General features: G+C 69.4%; 18 protein-coding genes. 11 read left to right on the top strand and 7 right to left on the bottom strand.

The genetic code is table 11. From position 1 onward, the window contains the following. The first annotated feature begins 351 nt into the window (after window positions 1-351). On the top strand, window positions 352-1,371 hold the full coding sequence (locus tag ABME02_RS17165; protein ID WP_353816576.1) for an Ldh family oxidoreductase: 1,020 nt from the start codon (window positions 352-354) through the stop codon (window positions 1,369-1,371). A gap of 67 nt (window positions 1,372-1,438) precedes the next feature. Here the strand turns inward: ABME02_RS17165 and ABME02_RS17170 are convergent, their stop codons facing one another. The 4 genes from ABME02_RS17170 to ABME02_RS17185 form a co-directional block, all read right to left on the bottom strand. Next, a complete protein-coding gene (locus ABME02_RS17170) occupies window positions 1,439-2,032 on the bottom strand; it encodes a short chain dehydrogenase (protein ID WP_353816577.1) in 594 nt (197 codons plus the stop codon). Further along, entirely contained in the window at window positions 2,029-2,736 is a 708-nt protein-coding gene (locus ABME02_RS17175; RefSeq protein WP_353816578.1) for a GntR family transcriptional regulator, read from the bottom strand. Before ABME02_RS17175 ends, ABME02_RS17170 begins: the two co-directional genes overlap by 4 nt. A 387-nt stretch (window positions 2,737-3,123) precedes the next feature. Continuing rightward, on the bottom strand, window positions 3,124-3,417 hold the full coding sequence (locus ABME02_RS17180) for a hypothetical protein (RefSeq protein ID WP_353816579.1): 294 nt from the start codon (window positions 3,415-3,417) through the stop codon (window positions 3,124-3,126). A gap of 113 nt (window positions 3,418-3,530) precedes the next feature. Further along, window positions 3,531-4,115 (bottom strand): helix-turn-helix domain-containing protein, encoded by a 585-nt coding sequence (locus tag ABME02_RS17185; RefSeq protein ID WP_353816580.1) that lies wholly within the window; start codon window positions 4,113-4,115, stop codon window positions 3,531-3,533. Window positions 4,116-4,237: 122 nt separating this feature from the next. On the opposite strand from ABME02_RS17185, the gene ABME02_RS17190 reads away from it, so the two are divergent. The 10 genes from ABME02_RS17190 (at window position 4,238) to ABME02_RS17235 (ending at window position 15,049) form a co-directional block, all read left to right on the top strand. Further along, a complete protein-coding gene (locus ABME02_RS17190) occupies window positions 4,238-4,651 on the top strand; it encodes an acyl-CoA thioesterase (RefSeq protein WP_353816581.1) in 414 nt (137 codons plus the stop codon). Window positions 4,652-4,745: 94 nt separating this feature from the next. Then, window positions 4,746-5,714: a 5-dehydro-2-deoxygluconokinase gene (iolC, locus tag ABME02_RS17195; protein ID WP_353816582.1), complete on the top strand. Its 969-nt coding sequence runs from the start codon at window positions 4,746-4,748 to the stop codon at window positions 5,712-5,714. Next, a complete protein-coding gene (locus tag ABME02_RS17200) occupies window positions 5,701-6,612 on the top strand; it encodes a Cgl0159 family (beta/alpha)8-fold protein (protein ID WP_353816583.1) in 912 nt (303 codons plus the stop codon). Before iolC ends, ABME02_RS17200 begins: the two co-directional genes overlap by 14 nt. A gap of 33 nt (window positions 6,613-6,645) precedes the next feature. Beyond that, window positions 6,646-8,196 carry a CoA-acylating methylmalonate-semialdehyde dehydrogenase gene (locus ABME02_RS17205; protein ID WP_353816584.1) on the top strand — a complete coding sequence of 517 codons (1,551 nt, stop codon included), beginning with the start codon at window positions 6,646-6,648 and terminating at the stop codon, window positions 8,194-8,196. 60 nt (window positions 8,197-8,256) lie between these two features. Next, window positions 8,257-9,168: a 5-deoxy-glucuronate isomerase gene (gene iolB, locus ABME02_RS17210; protein WP_353816585.1), complete on the top strand. Its 912-nt coding sequence runs from the start codon at window positions 8,257-8,259 to the stop codon at window positions 9,166-9,168. Next, window positions 9,165-11,072, top strand: coding sequence for a 3D-(3,5/4)-trihydroxycyclohexane-1,2-dione acylhydrolase (decyclizing) (gene iolD / locus ABME02_RS17215; protein WP_353816586.1), 1,908 nt, complete (start codon window positions 9,165-9,167; stop codon window positions 11,070-11,072). The genes iolB and iolD overlap by 4 nt, the downstream gene beginning before the upstream one ends. 48 nt (window positions 11,073-11,120) lie before the next feature. After that, window positions 11,121-12,035 (top strand): sugar phosphate isomerase/epimerase family protein, encoded by a 915-nt coding sequence (locus ABME02_RS17220; RefSeq protein WP_353816587.1) that lies wholly within the window; start codon window positions 11,121-11,123, stop codon window positions 12,033-12,035. A 61-nt stretch (window positions 12,036-12,096) separates the two neighbouring features. Further along, window positions 12,097-13,110: a Gfo/Idh/MocA family protein gene (locus tag ABME02_RS17225; protein WP_353816588.1), complete on the top strand. Its 1,014-nt coding sequence runs from the start codon at window positions 12,097-12,099 to the stop codon at window positions 13,108-13,110. 38 nt (window positions 13,111-13,148) lie between these two features. Further along, on the top strand, window positions 13,149-14,027 hold the full coding sequence (locus ABME02_RS17230; RefSeq protein ID WP_353816589.1) for a sugar phosphate isomerase/epimerase family protein: 879 nt from the start codon (window positions 13,149-13,151) through the stop codon (window positions 14,025-14,027). Continuing rightward, window positions 14,024-15,049, top strand: a complete 1,026-nt coding sequence (locus ABME02_RS17235; RefSeq protein ID WP_353816590.1) for a Gfo/Idh/MocA family oxidoreductase — start codon at window positions 14,024-14,026, stop codon at window positions 15,047-15,049. The genes ABME02_RS17230 and ABME02_RS17235 overlap by 4 nt, the downstream gene beginning before the upstream one ends. 56 nt (window positions 15,050-15,105) lie before the next feature. On the opposite strand, the gene ABME02_RS17240 is transcribed toward ABME02_RS17235, so the two are convergent. The 3 genes from ABME02_RS17240 to ABME02_RS17250 all read right to left on the bottom strand — a co-directional run bounded on the left by ABME02_RS17240 (window position 15,106) and on the right by ABME02_RS17250 (window position 18,585). Further along, a complete protein-coding gene (locus ABME02_RS17240) occupies window positions 15,106-16,539 on the bottom strand; it encodes a sugar porter family MFS transporter (protein WP_353816591.1) in 1,434 nt (477 codons plus the stop codon). Between the two features lie 154 nt (window positions 16,540-16,693). Continuing rightward, window positions 16,694-17,482 carry an ATP-binding cassette domain-containing protein gene (locus ABME02_RS17245; protein WP_353816592.1) on the bottom strand — a complete coding sequence of 263 codons (789 nt, stop codon included), beginning with the start codon at window positions 17,480-17,482 and terminating at the stop codon, window positions 16,694-16,696. Next, window positions 17,479-18,585, bottom strand: coding sequence for an ABC transporter permease (locus ABME02_RS17250; protein WP_353816593.1), 1,107 nt, complete (start codon window positions 18,583-18,585; stop codon window positions 17,479-17,481). The genes ABME02_RS17245 and ABME02_RS17250 overlap by 4 nt, the downstream gene beginning before the upstream one ends. Window positions 18,586-18,614: the final 29 nt, after the last annotated feature.

Raw genomic sequence — 18,614 nt, forward strand, 5'->3', positions numbered from 1 at the left:
CGCCGTCTGCATCGGCGCGCCGCGGGTGGCGGCTCGCCCGTGGTGAGGTGCGGTTCATCTCACTGACTCCTCCGACTGCGTTGTCTTAGTGTCTTACAATCTGGCGATAAGGCAAACCGTACGATGCCGACGCCGGGAACGCAAGGGGTTCGCATGAAATCGACCCGAAACGATCGCGACCCCGGGCGTTCATCTCAGGCGACCCGAGGCCGCCTGATCGCTGGGATTCCGGGCTTCGACCTCAGCGCAGACCCCGATCCCGGCCGAACGTAACGATCAGGTGAAACCCGCAGGGCGACGACAACGTCGTCCCGCAGCACCGATTCCGACCACACGATTGGAGACCATCCGATGGAACAGATCCCCCGCACCGTGCTCGCGGACTCCGCAGAACTGCTCCGATTCACCGAGGAGGTGCTGGGGCGACTCGGCACGCGCCCGGCTGACGCGCACGACATGGCCGTGCAGATCGTCGACTCCGAACTCGCCGGGCACGAGTCGCACGGCATGCGCCGACTGCCGGAGTACGTCGATCGCGCCCTGGCCGGGCATGCCGATCCTCGCGCGGAGGTGACCGTCGAGGTCGATACGGGAGCGCTCGTGCGCGTCGACGGCAATCGCGGATTCGGGCACCTCGTCCTCCGCGACGCCACCCGGATCGCCGTCGAGCGGGCGAGGGTGCATGGCATCGCCGGTGTCGGCGTGCGGCGGGCCGAGTGGGCCGGGCGCTTCGTCGACTTCGTGGACTGGGCGGCCGATCACGGCGTCATCACGCTCCTGTTCGCCAACGCCAGCGGTTCCGCCCAGGCCGTCGCCCCGCCCGGCGGGCTCGAACCGCGACTCTCCACGAATCCGATCGCGTTCGGGATCCCACGGGCGGGAGGCCCGAACCTCGTGCTCGACATGGCGACGAGCGCGGTGGCGATGGGACGCGTCTCGGAGTGGCGGGACCGTGGCGAGGCGATTCCGGAGGACTGGTCGTCCGACGGAGTGCTGCAGTTCCTCGGCGGCGCGAAGGGCTTCGGATTGGCCCTGGTCGCCGAGGCGCTGGCGGGCGCGCTGAGCGGCGCAGGGACCGTTTCGCCGGCTCCCGCCGAGGACCACCAAGGGGTGTTCCTCATCGCCATCGACGTCAGCCGCCTGCGCGACCCCGATGACTTCGCGGCCGAGATCGGGCGCGTCGTCGACTACGTGAAGAACGTGCCCCTGGAGCCCGGCGCTTCGACCGTGCGGGTCCCCGGCGAGGGATCATCCGCGACCGCCGCTCGTCGGCGGGCGGCGGGGGCCCCGGTGCAGGCCTTCACATGGGCCCGGCTGTCGGAGCTGGCCGAGCGACTCGACGTCCCGCTCCCGGGCGAGACCACCGTCTGATCGCCGGATGCCCCGCCCGCCGGGCGCGGCGGCTGCTCGCCGTCACGCCCGGAGGCCGGCATGCCCGTCAATCGACCTCGAACACGCGACCCGTCTGCACGCCCTCGATCGACTTCCGGAACGCCTGCCCGACGACACTGGCCGGCACCGGCAGGAAGCCGGGGAACGCGTCGTGGTACCCCTCGGCCTCCTCGAGCACGGTCGGGCTGACGGCGTTGATCCGGATGCCGCGAGGCAGCTCGGCCGCGGCCGCCATGACGAACGCCTCGATGGCCCCGTTCGCCATCGCGGCCGCAGCACCGGTGTGGATCGGCTCACGCGCCAGGATGCCCGTGGTGAGCGTGATCGAGCCGCGGTCGCGCAGGTACGGCGTGCCGATGCGGACCACGTCGAGCTGACTCAGCACCTTGCCGGCGAACCCCGCGAGGTAGTCGTCGCGCGAGAGGTCGGCGAGCGGCTTGAACGGTACCGAGCCGATCGCGGAGACGATGGCATCCACCTCGCCGACGGTCTCGAACAGGCGCTCGATCGACCCTGGCTCCGTCACGTCGACCGGTGGTTCGCTGCTGCGGCCGACGCCGATCACCTCGTGACGGGCTTCGAGCGCATCCACGGCGGCCGAGCCCACGTGGCCATTCGCCCCGACGACGAGAACCTTCATTGCGTTTCCTCTCCGCCGAGCAGCGTGATGAGCTCCTCGGCACTAGTGAGCGTGTGGGCGACGAACGCCGCCTCGATCGTGTCGCGATCCTTCGTGCGGATCGCGTCCATGAGGTCGGCGTGCACACGGTGTGCACGTTCGGGGTCGTCCCGTGCGGTCTGGTCCTCGGCGATCGCGAGTGTGATGTGGGCCTCGGTGACGGGCCAGAGCTTCAACAAGAGGTAGTTCTCGGATGCCGCCCAGACCTGCCGATGGAACGCCAGATGCGCCTCGTGCTGCACGACCGGGTCGGGATGGAACGCGTAGCGCTCGAACTGATCCCACCCCTCTTCGACGATCTGCATCCGGCGCCCCGTCTCGTCAGCGAGGATCGCGTCGATCGCGAGCATGTCGAGCCCCACCCGTGCGACGGCGATGTCGCGGATCTGCTCCTTCGTGACATCCGCCACCCGAAGCCCTCGGTACGGCTCCTGCACGATCAGACCCTCACGCGTGAGCCGGTTCAGCGCCTCACGCACCGTCGGCCGGCTCACACCGAGGGAGCTCGCGAGCTGCGTCTCGGTCAGCTTGTCCCCCGGCTTCAGCCTGCCGAGGATGATTGCGCGCCGGATCTCGATCCCGACGGCGTCCTTCCTGGAGACGCTCGCGACGACAGACGGGCCCCATGGAGGCACCGCGCCCCGTTCATCCGCACCGATGCTCATATCGCACCATCCTCTCGGGGGTAGCCTACGTGATTGTAAGACAATCTTCCGGGCAACCGAGCCTGAACGCTGAAGCCGTGACCCGATCGGAAACCGGCGGCGCCGACCGAGCCCGCCGTGAACGCAGACTTCCCGTCAGGGTCACATACCGGCGAGGTTGAGCTGCTCGACTCGAGACGACGATCGCCGGGCCACCTGACCGCCCGCTCCGGCGCCCGTCGCTGAAGTCGCCGATCATGCGGAGTTCGCAGCCAGACTCGAACCAACACCAATCCGTCAAGGACCACGTCCTCCCAGGCTTCGCGAGTGCGAATACCCCGGAGATTCCCGGAATACCGGCCGAGAAGCCCGCAGGAGCGATTCCGAAAGTTGGGAGACTAGCGGGAATCAGACACGCGCACCCCGAACCGGAGAAGCACAACAACCCCCTGCTGAACGGGGGTTTTCCACCCGGGCGTACCTGGACTCGAACCATTCTTCCGCGGTCGCGACCGTGATCGTGCCACCGGTGTCGGCCACCACGTTCCACGGGGCGCTCGCCGCGTTCATCCACCGATCCGGCAGCCCGAGGTCGTCGGCCATCTCGGCGATCACCTCGTCGATCTCCGGGCGCGGCTGGTACGCGGCGTCCACATCGGTCGTGACCTGCACTTCCGGGTGATCCGGGAAGCGGAGCACCATCGCCGCGCCACCCACGATCCGGACCGAACCGCGGATACCACGCGCCGCGAGCCGCCGCTCGAGCTCGTCGACGAGTCCCCTCGCCCGCTCCGCCGTCAGCACCAGTCCGTCGTTCACGCGCGCGCCAGCGACCGCTCATCGAGCATGATGTTCAGCGCCCGGAGCCGCTCCGGGGTGGACCGCTTCGCACGCTCCTTCAACGCCGCGTACTGCCCGAACGGGTACCACGCCCGCCGCAACCTGGTCGGTGCCGCCCAGTCGGGCCGTGCCCGACCCGCCGGGATCGCGTCACCCATCACCGCCCGGAACAACTGCTCCCACCGGTGATCGCCGACCTCCGAAGGCCGCCACCCCAACGACTCGGCACTGAACCGCTCCGGATGCTCCGCGATCACCGACGCCGCATGCGTGAGCACCCGCAACGCGAACTCCGGCCGCCCCTCATCCAGCGCCAGGTTGACCTCATCGGTCACGTTCGCCGGCGCGAACGGAGCATACGGGTCGGCCGAGACCGCATCCAGCCGGATGTCACGCCCCATCGCCGAAAGCGCCCGCCGCAGCGTGTCCAACCGGATCGTGCCCCGACGCTCCGACTGCTCCATCTGCGACACGGCCGCAACCGTCACTCCCAACCGCTCCGCCAACTCCGCTCCCGTCAATCCAGACGAGACACGCGACGAACGGATCAGATCAGACATGCAGGAATTATAGGCATACCTTGAATCGGGTGATTCGCCGATGCGGGCATCTTTCCAAGCGCGGCTCGGGTGGCGGCGCAGCGGCTTGAAGTATGTGCTAATGTCTTAACATGGATCCGACGATGAACTTCTACACCCGGAAGTGGGTGCGCCCCGAGGACCTCAATGGCAACGGCACCCTCTTCGGCGGAAGCCTGCTGCGCTGGATCGACGAGGAGGCCGTCGTCTACTCGGTGCTCCAACTCGGCAACGGCCGCGTCGTCACCAAGTACATGTCGGAGATCAACTTCGTCAGCTCGGCCCGCCAGGGCGACCTCATCGAACTCGGCCTGATCGCCACGGAGTTCGGCCGCACCTCGATCACGCTGCGCGCCGAGGCGCGGAACATGATCACGCGCAAGAGCATCCTCACGATCGAGCGCATCGTCTTCGTGAACGTCGGCGCGGACGGGAAGCCCGCCCCTCACGGCCATACGGAGATCACCTACGCGCGAGATCGCGTGCCCGTCCCAGACGAGCAGACCGACACACGCTGACTCGCCACCGCATATTGTCATTTTGTTAGGACATAGCTACCATGAATGCACCGACCACCAGCACCGCCCGATCGAGAGAGTTCTACACCGGCGTATGAACACCACGACAGAGACCTACGACGTCATCACCATGGGTCGCGTCGGCGTCGACATCTACCCGCTCCAGGACGGAGTCGGACTCGAGGATGTCGAGACGTTCGGCAAGTACCTCGGGGGCAGCGCGACCAACGTCGCCATCGCCGCCGCCCGCCACGGCGAGCGCAGCGCCGTCATCACCCGTACGGGCGATGACCCGTTCGGCCGCTTCGTGCGGCGCGAGCTCGTCCGGCTTGGCGTCTCCGACCGGTTCGTCGGCGTCGAGCACGACCTGCTCACCCCGGTGACCTTCTGCGAGATCTTCCCGCCCGACGACTTCCCGCTGTACTTCTACCGGAAGCCGAAGGCGCCCGACCTCGCGATCACCTCGAAATCCCTCGACCTCGATGCGATCCACAACGCCCGACTCTTCTGGGCGACGGTGACGGGCCTCTCCGAGGAGCCGAGCCGCTCCGCGCACCACATCGCCTGGACCGCCCGCGATCGCCGCCGCAATACCGTCCTCGACCTCGACTACCGCCCCATGTTCTGGCACTCCCCCGCCGACGCGACCCGCGAGGTGCAGCGCGCGCTGCCGCACGTCACGGTGGCCGTCGGCAATCGCGAGGAGTGCGAGGTCGCGGTTGGTGAGACCGATCCGCACCGCGCTGCCGACGCACTCCTCGACCACGGCGTCGAACTCGCGATCGTCAAGCAGGGCCCCAAGGGCGTTCTGGCGAAGACCCGCGACGAGACCGTCGAGGTCGAGCCCTTCCCGGTCGAGGTCGTGAACGGCCTGGGTGCCGGCGACGGGTTCGGCGGCGCGCTCTGCCACGGCCTGCTCGAGGGCTGGAGCCTCGAGCGCATCCTGCGCTTCGCGAACGTCGCCGGCGCCATCGTCGCCTCGCGCCGCGAGTGCTCCACCGCCATGCCGACGTCCGACGAGGTCGAGGCCGCACTCGAGGGGGCCGCACATGCCGCGCGCTGACCGGTACCTCTCCCCCGAGCGGTTCGAGGAGCTCCGCGACATCCGCGCCCACGAACCGCACCGCATCGCCGAGGCGTTCGCCGGCCGCGAGAAGCGCCGCCTGCTCTCCGACGCCGGCCGGCTCTTCATCGTCGCCGCGGACCACCCGGCGCGCGGCGCGCTCGCCGTCGGCCCCGAGCCGATGGCGATGGCCGACCGCTACGATCTGCTCGACCGCCTCGCCCTCGCGCTCTCGCGCCCGGGCGTCGACGGCGTGCTCGGCACGCCCGACATCATCGACGACCTCGCGCTGCTCGGCGCGCTCGACGGCAAGGTCGTCGTGGGCTCCATGAACCGAGGCGGCCTGCGGGGTTCCGCGTTCGAGTACGACGACCGGTTCACCGGGTACGACATCCCCTCGATCGTGCGCGACGGCCTCGACTTCGCCAAGACGCTGCTCAGGGTGAACCTCGCGGACCCCGCGACCTCCGACACGCTCGAGGGCAACGCCCGCGCGGTGTCGGCCGCCGCCGCCGCGCGCGTGCCGATCATGCTCGAGCCCTTCATGAGCCGGTGGGAGAACGGGTCGGCTGCGAACGTGCTCGACGCCGACTCGGTGATCACCTCGGTGGCCATCGCGTCCGGGCTCGGCGACAGCTCCGCGTACACGTGGATGAAGCTGCCCGTCGTCGAGGACATGGAACGCGTCATGGCGGCGACGACCCTGCCGACGCTGCTCCTCGGCGGCGACCGGGCCACCGATCCCGACGCGACCTACGCCGCCTGGGAGCGCGCGCTCGGCCTGCCGGGCGTCCGCGGCCTCGTCGTCGGCCGCACCCTCATCTATCCGCCCGACGGCGACGTCACGACCGCGGTCGACACGGCCGCGGCGCTCGTCCACGCGCCCGTCGACGCCTGAACCCATCCGACCATCGAGAAAGTCGAGCACCCCATGACCAACACCACCGAGAACCTGCCCGTCGCCGACCCGTTCGTCGAGGAGGACGGCCTGCCCGTGATCGGCCACTGGATCGACGGCGCCCTGCACGCCTCCCGCAGCGGGCGCACCGCGCCCGTCTACGATCCCGCCCTCGGCCGCCAGACCAAGGAGGTCGCGCTCGCCGACGAGTCCGAGATCCAGACGGCGATCGCCTCGGCCGCCCGCGCCTTCCCCGGCTGGGCCGGCACCTCGATGGCCAAGCGCCAGGCGATCGTGTTCCGCTTCCGCGAGATCCTGAACGAGCGCAAGCACGAGCTCGCCGAGATCATCACGAGCGAGCACGGCAAGGTCGTGTCGGATGCCGCGGGCGAGGTGCAGCGCGGCCTCGAGGTCGTCGAGCTCGCCACCGGCTTCCCGCACCTCCTCAAGGGCGACTACTCCGAGAACGTCTCGACCGGCATCGACGTCTATTCGACCAAGCAGCCCCTCGGCGTGGTCGGCATCATCAGCCCCTTCAACTTCCCGGCCATGGTGCCGATGTGGTTCTTCCCCATCGCGATCGCCGCGGGCAACACGGTCGTCCTGAAGCCGAGCGAGAAGGACCCGTCGGCCGCGATCTGGATGGCCGAGGTCTGGAAGGAGGCCGGCCTGCCCGACGGCGTCTTCAACGTGCTCCAGGGCGACAAGCTCGCCGTCGACGGCCTGCTCACGAGCCCCGAGGTGCAGTCGATCTCGTTCGTCGGCTCCACGCCCATCGCGCAGTACATCTACGAGACCGCGGCCCGGCACGGCAAGCGCGTCCAGGCCCTCGGCGGCGCGAAGAACCACATGCTCGTCCTGCCCGACGCCGACCTCGACCTCGTCGCCGACCAGGCCATCAACGCGGGCTTCGGCTCCGCGGGCGAGCGCTGCATGGCGATCAGCGTCGTGCTCGCTGTGGAGCCCGTCGCCGACGAGCTCATCGAGAAGATCACCGAGCGCATCGGCAAGCTGCGGGTCGGCGACGGCCGCCGCGAGCCCGACATGGGCCCGCTCGTGACCGAGCAGCACCGCGACAAGGTCGCGTCGTACATCGACATCGCCGCGCAGGACGGCGCGACGGTCGTGGTCGACGGCCGCGGCATCGAGGTCGACGGCGCCTCCGACGGCTTCTGGCTCGGACCGACCCTGCTCGACAACGTGCCGACCACGAGCCGCGCCTACACCGAGGAGATCTTCGGCCCCGTGCTCTCGGTCGTCCGCGTCGACGGCTTCGAGGAGGGCGTCGAGCTCATCAACTCCGGCGCGTTCGGCAACGGCACCGCGATCTTCACCAACGACGGCGGCGCCGCGCGGCGCTTCCAGAACGAGATCCAGGTCGGCATGATCGGCGTGAACGTGCCGATCCCCGTGCCCGTCGCGTACTACTCGTTCGGCGGCTGGAAGGACTCGCTGTTCGGCGACTCGAAGGCCTACGGCATCCAGGGCTTCGACTTCTTCACCCGGCAGAAGGCGATCACCTCGCGCTGGCTCGACCCGGCCACGCACGGCGGCATCAACCTGGGCTTCCCGAAGAACGACTGACACGAGACGATCGAACCGGCGCGCACCACGTGCGCGCCTCACGAAGGAGTGATCCCGGCGATGCCCGAGCAGAGCCCCTGGTTCCGCCCCCGCGGCGGCCTCACCCGCGACGGCTGGGAGAGCGTGGTCGACGCCACGCTCCCCGGCTGGGCGCACACCGGCCTCCGCGTGGCCGACCTCGGCGACGGGGGCTCCCGCGAGCTCCCGGTCGCCGGGGTCGAGCGGATCGTCGTACCGCTCGCCGGCTCGTGCGAGATCGCGTGGTCGTCACCCGAGGGCGTCGGCAGCATCGAGCTCGAGGGGCGCGCGTCGGTCTTCGACGGTCCGACGGACGTCGCGTACCTCCCCGTCGACACGTCCGCCGTGCTCTCGGGGCGCGGCCGCATCGCCGTCGCCGAAGCCCCGGCGACGACGCGGCATCCGCTGCAGGTCGTCGCCAAGGACGAGGTCGCGGTCGAACTGCGTGGAGCCGGGCGATCGAGCCGACAGGTGCACAACTTCGGCACCCCGGGCAACCTCGACGCCGAGAAGCTCATCGTGTGCGAGGTCATCACGCCGTCCGAGAACTGGTCGTCGTACCCCGCGCACAAGCACGACGAGCACATGCCCGGCAACGAGTCGCGGCTCGAGGAGATCTACTACTTCGAATCCGACGTCGCCCGGGGCCTCGACGCCCCCGACGACGCCGACCCGTTCGGTCTGTTCGCCACCTACACCTCGCCCGCCGGCGACATCGATGTCAACGCCATCGTGCGCACCGGCGACGTCGCCCTCGTGCCCTTCGGCTACCACGGGCCCGCCGTCGCGGCGCCCGGCTACGACCTCTACTACCTCAACGTCATGGCCGGTCCCGACGCCGAACGCGAGTGGCGCATCAGCGACGACCCGGCGCACGCATGGGTGCGATCCAGCTGGGACGCCCAGCAGTTCGACGCCCGACTCCCCTACACCGCCGACCAGGAAGGACGATGACGACCGTGGAGACCAAGCGGATGACGGTGGCGCAGGCCCTCGTCGAGTTCCTGGCCCGCCAGTGGACCGTGGACGGCGACCTCCGGGAGCGCACCATCCCCGGGATCTTCGGCATCTTCGGCCACGGCAACGTCGCCGGCATCGGCCAGGCCCTGCGTCAGGCGAACGAGCTCGAGCCCGACCTCATGCCGTACTACCAGGCCCGCAACGAGCAGGCCATGGTGCACCAGTCCGTCGGCTACGCGCGCATGCATCGCCGCCGCGGCACCTTCGCGTCCGCGGCATCCGTCGGGCCGGGCGCCGCGAACATGCTCACAGGTGCGGCGCTCGCGACGAGCAACCGGATGCCGGCACTGCTCCTGCCGAGCGACACGTTCGCCACGCGCGTGGCCGACCCGGTGCTGCAGCAGCTCGAGCTGCCCCACGACATCGGCATCCAGGTGACCGATGCGTTCCGCCCGCTCTCGCGATTCTTCGACCGCGTGCAGCGCCCCGAGCAGCTCTACTCGATCGCCCTCGCCGCGATGCGCGTGCTCACCGATCCCGCAGAGACCGGCGCGGTCACGATCGCGCTCCCCGAGGACGTGCAGGCCGAGGTGATCGACGTGCCGCTGGAGTTCCTGCAGGAGCGCGAGTGGCACCTCCGCCGGCCCGTGCCCGAGCGCGGTCCACTCGAGCGCGCGGTCGCCGCCATCCGTTCGGCGAAGCGCCCGATCATCGTCGCCGGCGGCGGCGTCATCTACTCGGGCGCGGAAGACGTGCTGCGCCGCCTCGTCGAGGCGACGGGCATTCCCGTCGGCACCTCGCAGGCCGGCGGCGGGTCGCTGCCGTGGGACCATCCCCAGTACCTCGGCGGCATCGGAGCGACCGGCACGACCGCCGCGAACCGCCTCGCCGCCGAAGCCGACGTCGTCATCGGCATCGGCACGCGCTACAGCGACTTCACGACCGCGAGCCGAACGGTCTTCCAGGACCCGGACGTGCGCTTCGTGAACGTCAACGTCGCGGCGTTCGACGCCTACAAGCACGGCTCCCAGCTCCCGGTGATCGCCGACGCGCGCGAAGCGCTCGAGGCGCTCGTCGTCGAGCTCGACGGGTTCCGCGTCGACGCCGCGTACGCCGAGCGCATCGAGCGCGAGAACCGCGAGTGGGATGCCGCGGTCGACGCGACGTTCGCGGCATCCGGCCTCGACCGGCCCGGCCAGCCGGAGATCATCGGCGCCGTGCAGGCCGCGAGCGACCCGACCGACGTCATCGTCCAGGCCGCCGGGTCGCTGCCCGGCGACCTCCACAAGCTCTGGCGCGTGCGCGACCCGCTCGGCTACCACGTCGAGTACGCCTTCTCGTGCATGGGCTACGAGATCGCCGGAGGCCTCGGCGTGCGTCGTGGCGCGCCCGACCGCGACGTCATCGTCATGGTCGGCGACGGCTCGTACCTCATGCTGCACACCGAACTCGTGACCGCCGTCGCCGAGGGCCTCAAGGTGATCGTGATCATCATCCAGAACCACGGCTACGCGTCGATCGGCCACCTCTCCGAGACCGTCGGCTCCGACCGGTTCGGCACCTGGTACCGGTCGTACGACGAGGGCGCCCGCAACTTCCAGGGCGACGAGATCCTCCCCGTCGACCTCGCCGCCAACGCGCGCTCGTACGGCGTCGACGTCATCGAGGTCGAGCCCGGCCCCGGCGCCATTCGCGACCTGCAGGCCGCGATCGCAACCGCGAAGGCGTCCGACCGGTCGACCGTGATCCACCTCGAGTCCGACCCGCTCGTGTACGCGCCCGACGGCGAGGGCTGGTGGGACGTGCCCGTGGCCCCCGAGGCCGAGATCGAGGTGACGAGGGCCGCGTACCGCGAGTACCTCGTCGACAAGGCGAAGCAGCGCCCGCTGCTCGGATGACGACCGCGTGCCCGGCACGACGGCGTGTGAACAGGAAAGAGAGACGACGTGGCTGACAGCATCCGCATCGGCACGGCCCCCGACTCGTGGGGCGTGTGGTTCCCCGATGACCCGAACCAGGTGCCGTGGCAGCGGTTCCTCGACGAGGTCGTCGAGGCGGGCTACACCTGGATCGAGCTCGGGCCCTACGGGTACCTCCCGACCGATCCGAACCAGCTCGCCGACGAGCTCGGCTCCCGCGGCTTGAAGCTCTCCGCGGGCACAGTGTTCACGGGCTTCCACAAGGGCGACGACCAGTGGCAGCGGGCCTGGGACCAGGCCCTCGCCGTCGCCGGCCTCGCCTCGAAGCTCGGCGCCGAACACCTCGTCGTGATCCCCGACCTCTGGCGGAGCGACGCCACGAGCCAGGTGCTCGAGTCGCGCACGCTCGACGACGAGCAGTGGAAGCGGCTCGCCGCCGGGCACGACCGGCTCGGGAAGGCCCTCCTCGAGGAGTTCGGCGTGAAGCAGCAGTTCCACTCGCACGCCGACAGCCACGTCGGCACCTACCGGGAGGTCGAGCGGTTCCTCCAGGAGACGGATGTCGCCTACACGAACCTCTGCCTGGACACCGGCCACTTCTCGTACTACGGCGGCGACAACCTCGCCCTGATCGACGCGTATCCGGAGCGCATCGGCTACCTGCACCTGAAGCAGGTCGACACCACGCTGCTCTTCGACGTCCTGAAGAACGACGTGCCGTTCGCCGAGGCCGTGACCCAGGACATCATGGTCGAGCCCGGCACGCCCGGCGGGGTGCCGGAGTTCGCGCCGATCATCGAGCGCGTCGCGAAGATCGACCCCGACATCTTCGGCATCGTCGAGCAGGACATGTACGGCTGCTCGATCGACCGCCCGTTCCCGATCGCCAAGCGCACGTTCGACCACATCTTCGACTCGACGGAGGCCGCCCGTGTCGACTGACCTCATCACGCGTACCCCCGCGCACGCCGCGGCACCCCGGACCAGCGAAGGAGCATCCACCATGACCAGCACCGATCTCCGCGTCGGCGTCGTCGGCGCCGGCCTGATGGGCGCCGACCACGTCGCCCGCATCACCAACCGCATCAGCGGCGCGACCGTCTCGGCGATCGTCGAGCCCGACGCAGGTCGAGCGGATGCCGCGACCGCGGCCGCACCCGGCTCGCGCGCCTTCTCGCGCATCGAGGACGCCCTCGACGCCGACGCGCTCGACGCCGTGCTCATCGCCACTCCCGGGCAGTTCCACGAGCCGGTGCTCATGCCCGCGCTCGCGGCCGGGCTGCCGATCCTCTGCGAGAAGCCGCTCACGCCCGACTCGGAGTCGTCGTGGCGTGTGCTCGAGGCCGAGCAGAAACTCGACCGCCCGCACATCCAGGTCGGCTTCATGCGCCGCTTCGACGCCGAGTACCAGCAGCTCAAGGCGCTCATCGCCTCGGGCGACGCCGGTCAGCTCGTGATGCTCCGCTGCGTGCACCGCAACGGCACGGTGCCCGACACGTACACCCAGCCCATGCTGATCAACGACTCGGTCGTCCACGAGTTCGACGTCGTGCCGTGGCTCGCGGGCAGCGACATCCGCTCGGTCGAGGTCAAGTACCCGCGCCGCAACGCGCTCTCGCCCGACCACCTCCGCGAGCCGATCCTCGTGCTCATGGAGCTCGAGAACGGCGTGCTCGTCGACGTCGAGATGAACGTCTCGATCCAGTTCGGCTACCAGGTCGCCACCGAGGCGGTCTTCGAGTCGTCGCTCGCCCGCATCGGCCAGCCCTCGGGCCTGCAGTCCTGGCAGGACGGCCGCTTCTCGATCGCGGAGCACCAGAGCTTCAAGACGCGCTTCGCGTCGGCCTATGACGCGCAGATCCAGCGCTGGGTCGACGCCGTCCGGCGCGGCACGATCGACGGACCCAACGCGTGGGACGGCTACCGCGTCGCCCTCGCGTGCGAGGCCGGCGTGAAGGCCCTCGACGGCGGCGTCGTGCCGGTCGAGTCGCCCGAGCGCCCCGCGTTCTACGCCTGAGCCGCCCGTACCGACCGAACCGAGAGGAGACCACGCCGATGGCGACCATCGCCCTGGACCCGACCCCGTTCCACCACGACCACGAGCTGCTCGACTTCCCCGACGTCGTCGCGCGGCTCGGGTACGACGCCATGCAGCTCACGCCGCACGTCGACTTCACGCCGTTCTTCCGGTATCCGAAGGCGGATGACGCGCTGGTGGCCGCGCTGAAGAAGCGCGCCGCCGATGCCGGCGTCCGGATCCCCGCGATCCTGCCCGTCCACCGCATCTCGTGGCCCGACGAGCCGCAGCGCGAGGCCGCGGTGCGGAACTTCCTGCGCGTCATCGACCTCGCCGTCGAGCTCGAGATCCCGGTGATCAATACCGAGTTCAGCGGGCGCCCCGAGCGGTCGGAGGACTCGGAGGCCGCGTTCTACCGGTCGATGGAGGTGATCCTGCCCCGCATCGAGCAGGAGGGCCTGCGCCTGAACATCGACCCGCACCCCGACGACTTCGTCGAGGACGGCCTCGAGGCCTGGCGCGTGCTCCGAGGACTGAACTCGGCCGCGGTCGGGTTCGTGTACGTCGCGTCGCACACGTTCCACTACGGCAACCGAGCGACCTCGCTCCTCCCCGAGCTCGGCGACCGCCTCGGAGCGGTCTACGCCGCCGACACGTTCGACCACACGCGCTCGCACGGGCTTCGGTACATCTCGAATCCGCCGGGCAATGCCGCGCGCGTGCACCAGCACCTGCGCATCGGCGACGGCGACGTGAACTGGACCGAGCTGTTCGGCACGCTGGCGTCGACCGGGTACCTCGATCGCGACGACGCCCTCATCGTGTCGAACGTGTTCGCCGAGGACGAGACAGCCGACGAGGTCTCGCGGTTCCAGCTGTCGCGCCTGCGCGAGCTCATCGATTCCGCCCGAGCATGAGGGTCGGTCTCGTCGGCTACGGCTTCGGCGGCCGCTACTTCCACGCCCCGCTCATCGCCGCCCTCGACGGGGTCGAGTTCGCGGGCGTCGTCACGCGATCACCGGATCGCCGGTCGGAACTGACCGGCGATCTCGGTGTCTCGGCGCCGCCCGCGTTCGACTCCGTCGCGGACCTCGTCGCCGCAGGCGTCGACCTCGTGACCGTCTCGATCCCGCCGGAGTCGCGCGGCCCGGTCATCAGGGAGCTGCTCGACGCCGGCGTCGCCGTCGTCAGCGACAAGCCCTTCGCCATGACCTTCGACGAGGGGCGCTCACTCGCCGACCACGCAGCCGCGCTCGGCGTGCCGCTCACCGTGTTCCACAACCGGCGCTGGGATTCCGAGGCGCTGACGGTCGCGCGTGCGGTCGCCGACGGACTCGTCGGCGTGATCCGCTCATGCGAGTCGAACCTCGATCGCTGGGAGCCGTGGGTCGCCGAGACCTCGACCGGCGGCGGCTACCTGCTGGACCTCGGCAGTCACCTCGTGGACCAGGTCCGCGAGCTCTTCGGGCCGGTCTCACGCGTTCTCGCGGTGATCGACCGGACCCCGGGACTGCCGCTCGAGACGGGCTTCCTGCTCGTCCTCGAACACGAGTCGGGCCTTCGCACCCGCGTGACCGCGAACTGCGTGCAGGCGGCCGAGTACCCCCGGTTCCGGCTCACGGGCTCGGCTGGCACGCTCATCCTCGAGGGTCTCGACGTGCAGACCGAGCAGGTGCTCGACGGAATGTCGCCGAACGACGACGCCTGGGGCGTCGAGCCCGCGCACCGGGCGGGCGTGCTGCACCGACCCGACGGCACGCTCGAGACGGTGGCACGGGAGCGCGGCGACTGGAGCGCGTTCTACCGCGGCACGGTGGACGCCCTCCGCACCGGCGCCCCGCTGCCCGTGTCGATCGACGGCGCACTCGCGACCCTCGCGATCCTCGAGGCCGCCGTCGAGAGCGACCGCACGGGCGGATGGGTCGTCCCCCGGGCCTGAATCCGACGCACGCGAAGGGGGCCGGATGCGACATCCGGCCCCTTCGTCGTACCCGGTCAGTCGGTGGCGTACTTGACCTTGAAGTGCTCCTCGAGCTCCTCGAGCGTGTGGCCGCGGGTCTCCGGCACGCTCGTCGCGACGAACAGCAGCGCGAGCAGCCCGACCGCGGCGAACAGGTAGAACGTGCCGAACCCGAGCGCCTCCACGAGCGAGGGGAACACGAGCGAGATCGTCGCGTTGGTCGCCCAGAGCACGAGTACGGTGACGCCGATCATGAGCCCGCGCATCTTGAGCGGGAAGATCTCGGCGATCATGAGCCAGGCCAGCGGGCCGATCGTGCCCTGCATGATGGCGATGAACGCGATGATGAAGATCATCAGCAGCCACGGCCGCAGCGGGTTGCCCTCTGGGAGGACCGTGCCCACGGTTCCGACCAGCAGGTGCGCGGTGGTGGTCCCGACGAAGCCGAACAGCATGAGCGTGCGGCGGTTGTACTTGTTGATGATCGCGAGGGCGACGAGCATGGCGCCCACCGAGGCGAGGCCGTTCAGCACGTTGAAGCTCAACGCCGCGTTGCGGCTGAAGCCGGCCTCCTCGAGCACCTGGGTGCCGTAGTACATCATCGAGTTGATGCCGGTGAGCTGCTGGTAGGCGGCGATGCCGATGCCGATGAACAGCAGGCGGCGGATCCAGCGCTGCGAACGGATGTCGGCCCACGTGCCCGACTGCTCCTCCTTCTCGACGGCGTAGAGTTCGCGCACCTCCTCCATCTCGGCGACGGCGCGCTCCTCCGAGCGCACGGTGCGGAGCACGGCGAGTGCCTCGTCGTCGCGCCCCTTGGCGATGAGCCAGCGCGGGCTCTCGGGCATCCGCAGCATGCCGAAGAAGAGGACGAATGCGGGCAGCACCGCCACGGCGAGCATGTAGCGCCAGACGTTCTCGTTGCCGCCCCAGAGGTTGCCGATGATGGCGTTGACGAGGAAGGCGAGGAACTGGCCCGAGACGATCATGAGCTCGTTGCGGGAGACCAGGCTGCCGCGCTTCTCGAACGGCGCGACCTCGGCGAGGTAGACGGGCACGGTGACGGATGCCCCGCCGACGGCGAGCCCGAGGATGAATCGGAACACGAGCAGCACTTCGTAGGTCGGCGCGATCACGCAGCCGCCGGCGCCGATGAAGAAGAGCACGGCGAGGATGATGATGTTGGTCCGGCGCCCGATCGCGTCGGAGATCCGGCCGCCGAAGAAGGCGCCGATCCCGGCTCCGATGAGGAGTGTGAAGGTGATCATGCCCTCCTGGATCGGCGTGAGGCCGAAGTAGTCGACCATGAACGACAGTGCGCCGTTGAGGACGCCGGTGTCGTAGCCGAAGAGGAGTCCGCCGAACGTCGCGATGACCGCGACCAGGCCGATGCGCCGGTTGTAGGGCCCGTTGCCGAGGGGTGGCAGCGAGACCGCCACGGCGTTGGTGATGAGGGGCGGATGCGACATGGGCGCTCCTTCGCAGGTGTCGACCGCCGGGTTCCGACGGCATCGTCTACTTTGTCAGGACAATATAGCAAATCCGCTACCCCGCCGCCACCTGCACGACGAAACGGCCGGGGTCACGACCCCGGCCGTCCGCCGCAGCGACGTCGAACGCGGCTCAGAACGTTCCCGCCCGGAACCGCTCCACGCCGACAGCACCCTCGACGACCGCCGCGGTGAGCTCCTCGACGCTCGTGTCCTCGCGGCGCACGTCGAGGATCTTGCGACCGTGGTTCATGACGATGTGCCGGTCGCAGACCTCATAGGCGTGGTGGAGGTTGTGGGTGACGAGCACCGAGCTCACGCCCTCGTCCTTCAGCTGCCGCAGGTAGGCGAGCAGCGCCTCCGTGGCTCGCACCGCGAGCGCCGAGGTCGGCTCGTCCAGGATCAGCAGGCTGCGCTTGAAGTGCACCGCGCGAGCGATCGCGACTGCCTGCGCCTGCCCTCCGGAGAGCGAACCGACGAGCTGCTTCGCACTCTTGATGCCCTCGATCGTGACGACCGTGTCGAGGATCTCGGTCGTGATCCGGTCCATCTCGCGCATCTTCATGAGCCCGAGCGGGTTCGTGATCTCACGCCCCATGAAGATGTTCCGGGTGATCGACATCTGCGGCACGAGCGCCGAGTCCTGGAAGATCGTCTCGACGCCGAGCTCCTCGGTCTTCTGCCGGTCGATGCCGTCGTGGCGCGTGCCCTCCCAGAAGTACGCGCCCTGGGTCATGGGCACGACGCCGCTCATGATCTTGACGAGCGTCGACTTGCCGGCGCCGTTGTCGCCGAGGAGGCCGACGACCTCGTTCTTGCCGATCGTGAACGACACGTCGTCGAGCACGGTGTTCGCGCCGTATCGCTTGGTCACGCCTTCGACGCGGAGCAGTTCCTCCGTGGTGGCGGTCGCCTCGGTCATGACGCCTTTCCTTCCATGAGCTTGTTGAAGATGGCCGCGACCACGATGATGAGGCCGACGAAGAGCTGGATGTAGAAGCCCGGCGCCTTGGCGAGGATCAGCCCGTTCTCGATGATCCGGATGAGCGCGGCACCGATGATCATGCCGATGATCGAGCCGCGGCCGCCCAGGAGCGACGTGCCGCCGACGACCGCGGCAGCGATCGCCATGAGCGTGTAGTCGACCGTCGAGCCCGGCTGCATCGAGTTCGTACGGACGGCGATGAGGATCGCGGCGAAGGCCACGAGCCCTCCGAAGATGCCGAACGCCAGCAGCTTCACCCGACCGGGATTGATCGAGATCGCCTTCGCCGCCTGCGCGTTGCCGCCGACCGCGAAGATGTGGTTGCCGAGCTTGTGCCGGTGGAGGAACAGCCAGCCGACGACGCCCATGATGAGCAGCCACACGAGCTGCATGCGGAAGACGCCGAAGTCGCCGACGAAGAGCGCGGTGAGCACGTCGTCCTTGGCGCCGCTCAGGATGGCGGGCGCCGTGCCGTTGACGAAGAAGCTCGCGCCGACCCAGAAGAAGCCCATGCCGAGCGTGGCGATGAACGAGGGGATCTTCGTGACGACGACGATGAGGCCGTTCACGAGTGCGATCCCGATGCCGCTGCCGAGGGCGGCGGCGACACCCCAGCCCCACCCGATCTCCTCGGCGACGCGGATGAAGACGATGGCCGAGAAGCCGAGGTTCGCCCCGAGGCTCAGGTCGAACTCACCCGCGATCATGAGGACGCCGGCAGCGATGCCGAGCAGGGCGAGAACCGGGATGCTCTGCGAGATGACGCCGGAGAGGTTGCTCGAGGCGAGGAACGGGAAGTCGTTCGGTGCGACGAGCCCCGCGATGATGAAGCCGATGAGGACGGCCAGGAAGATGATGCCGATCTCGAGCGCACCGCGACCGCGGGTGTAGCGGATCGAGTCGCGGACCCGCTCGCCGAAGGTGGTCGGCACCGAGTTGGAGAGGGTTCGCGAGCGAGTGGCGACAGAGGTCGTACTGACCGGCGCCGTGAGCACGTGCTGTTCGCGCTCCGTGGGCGGCGCCTCGTGGATGTCAGGCATGAGTCACGCTTTCTGTGGGTCCGCGTCGT

It is taken from the genome of Agromyces zhanjiangensis (genome assembly GCF_040496055.1).
Classification (GTDB): Bacteria; Actinomycetota; Actinomycetes; order Actinomycetales; family Microbacteriaceae; genus Agromyces; species Agromyces zhanjiangensis.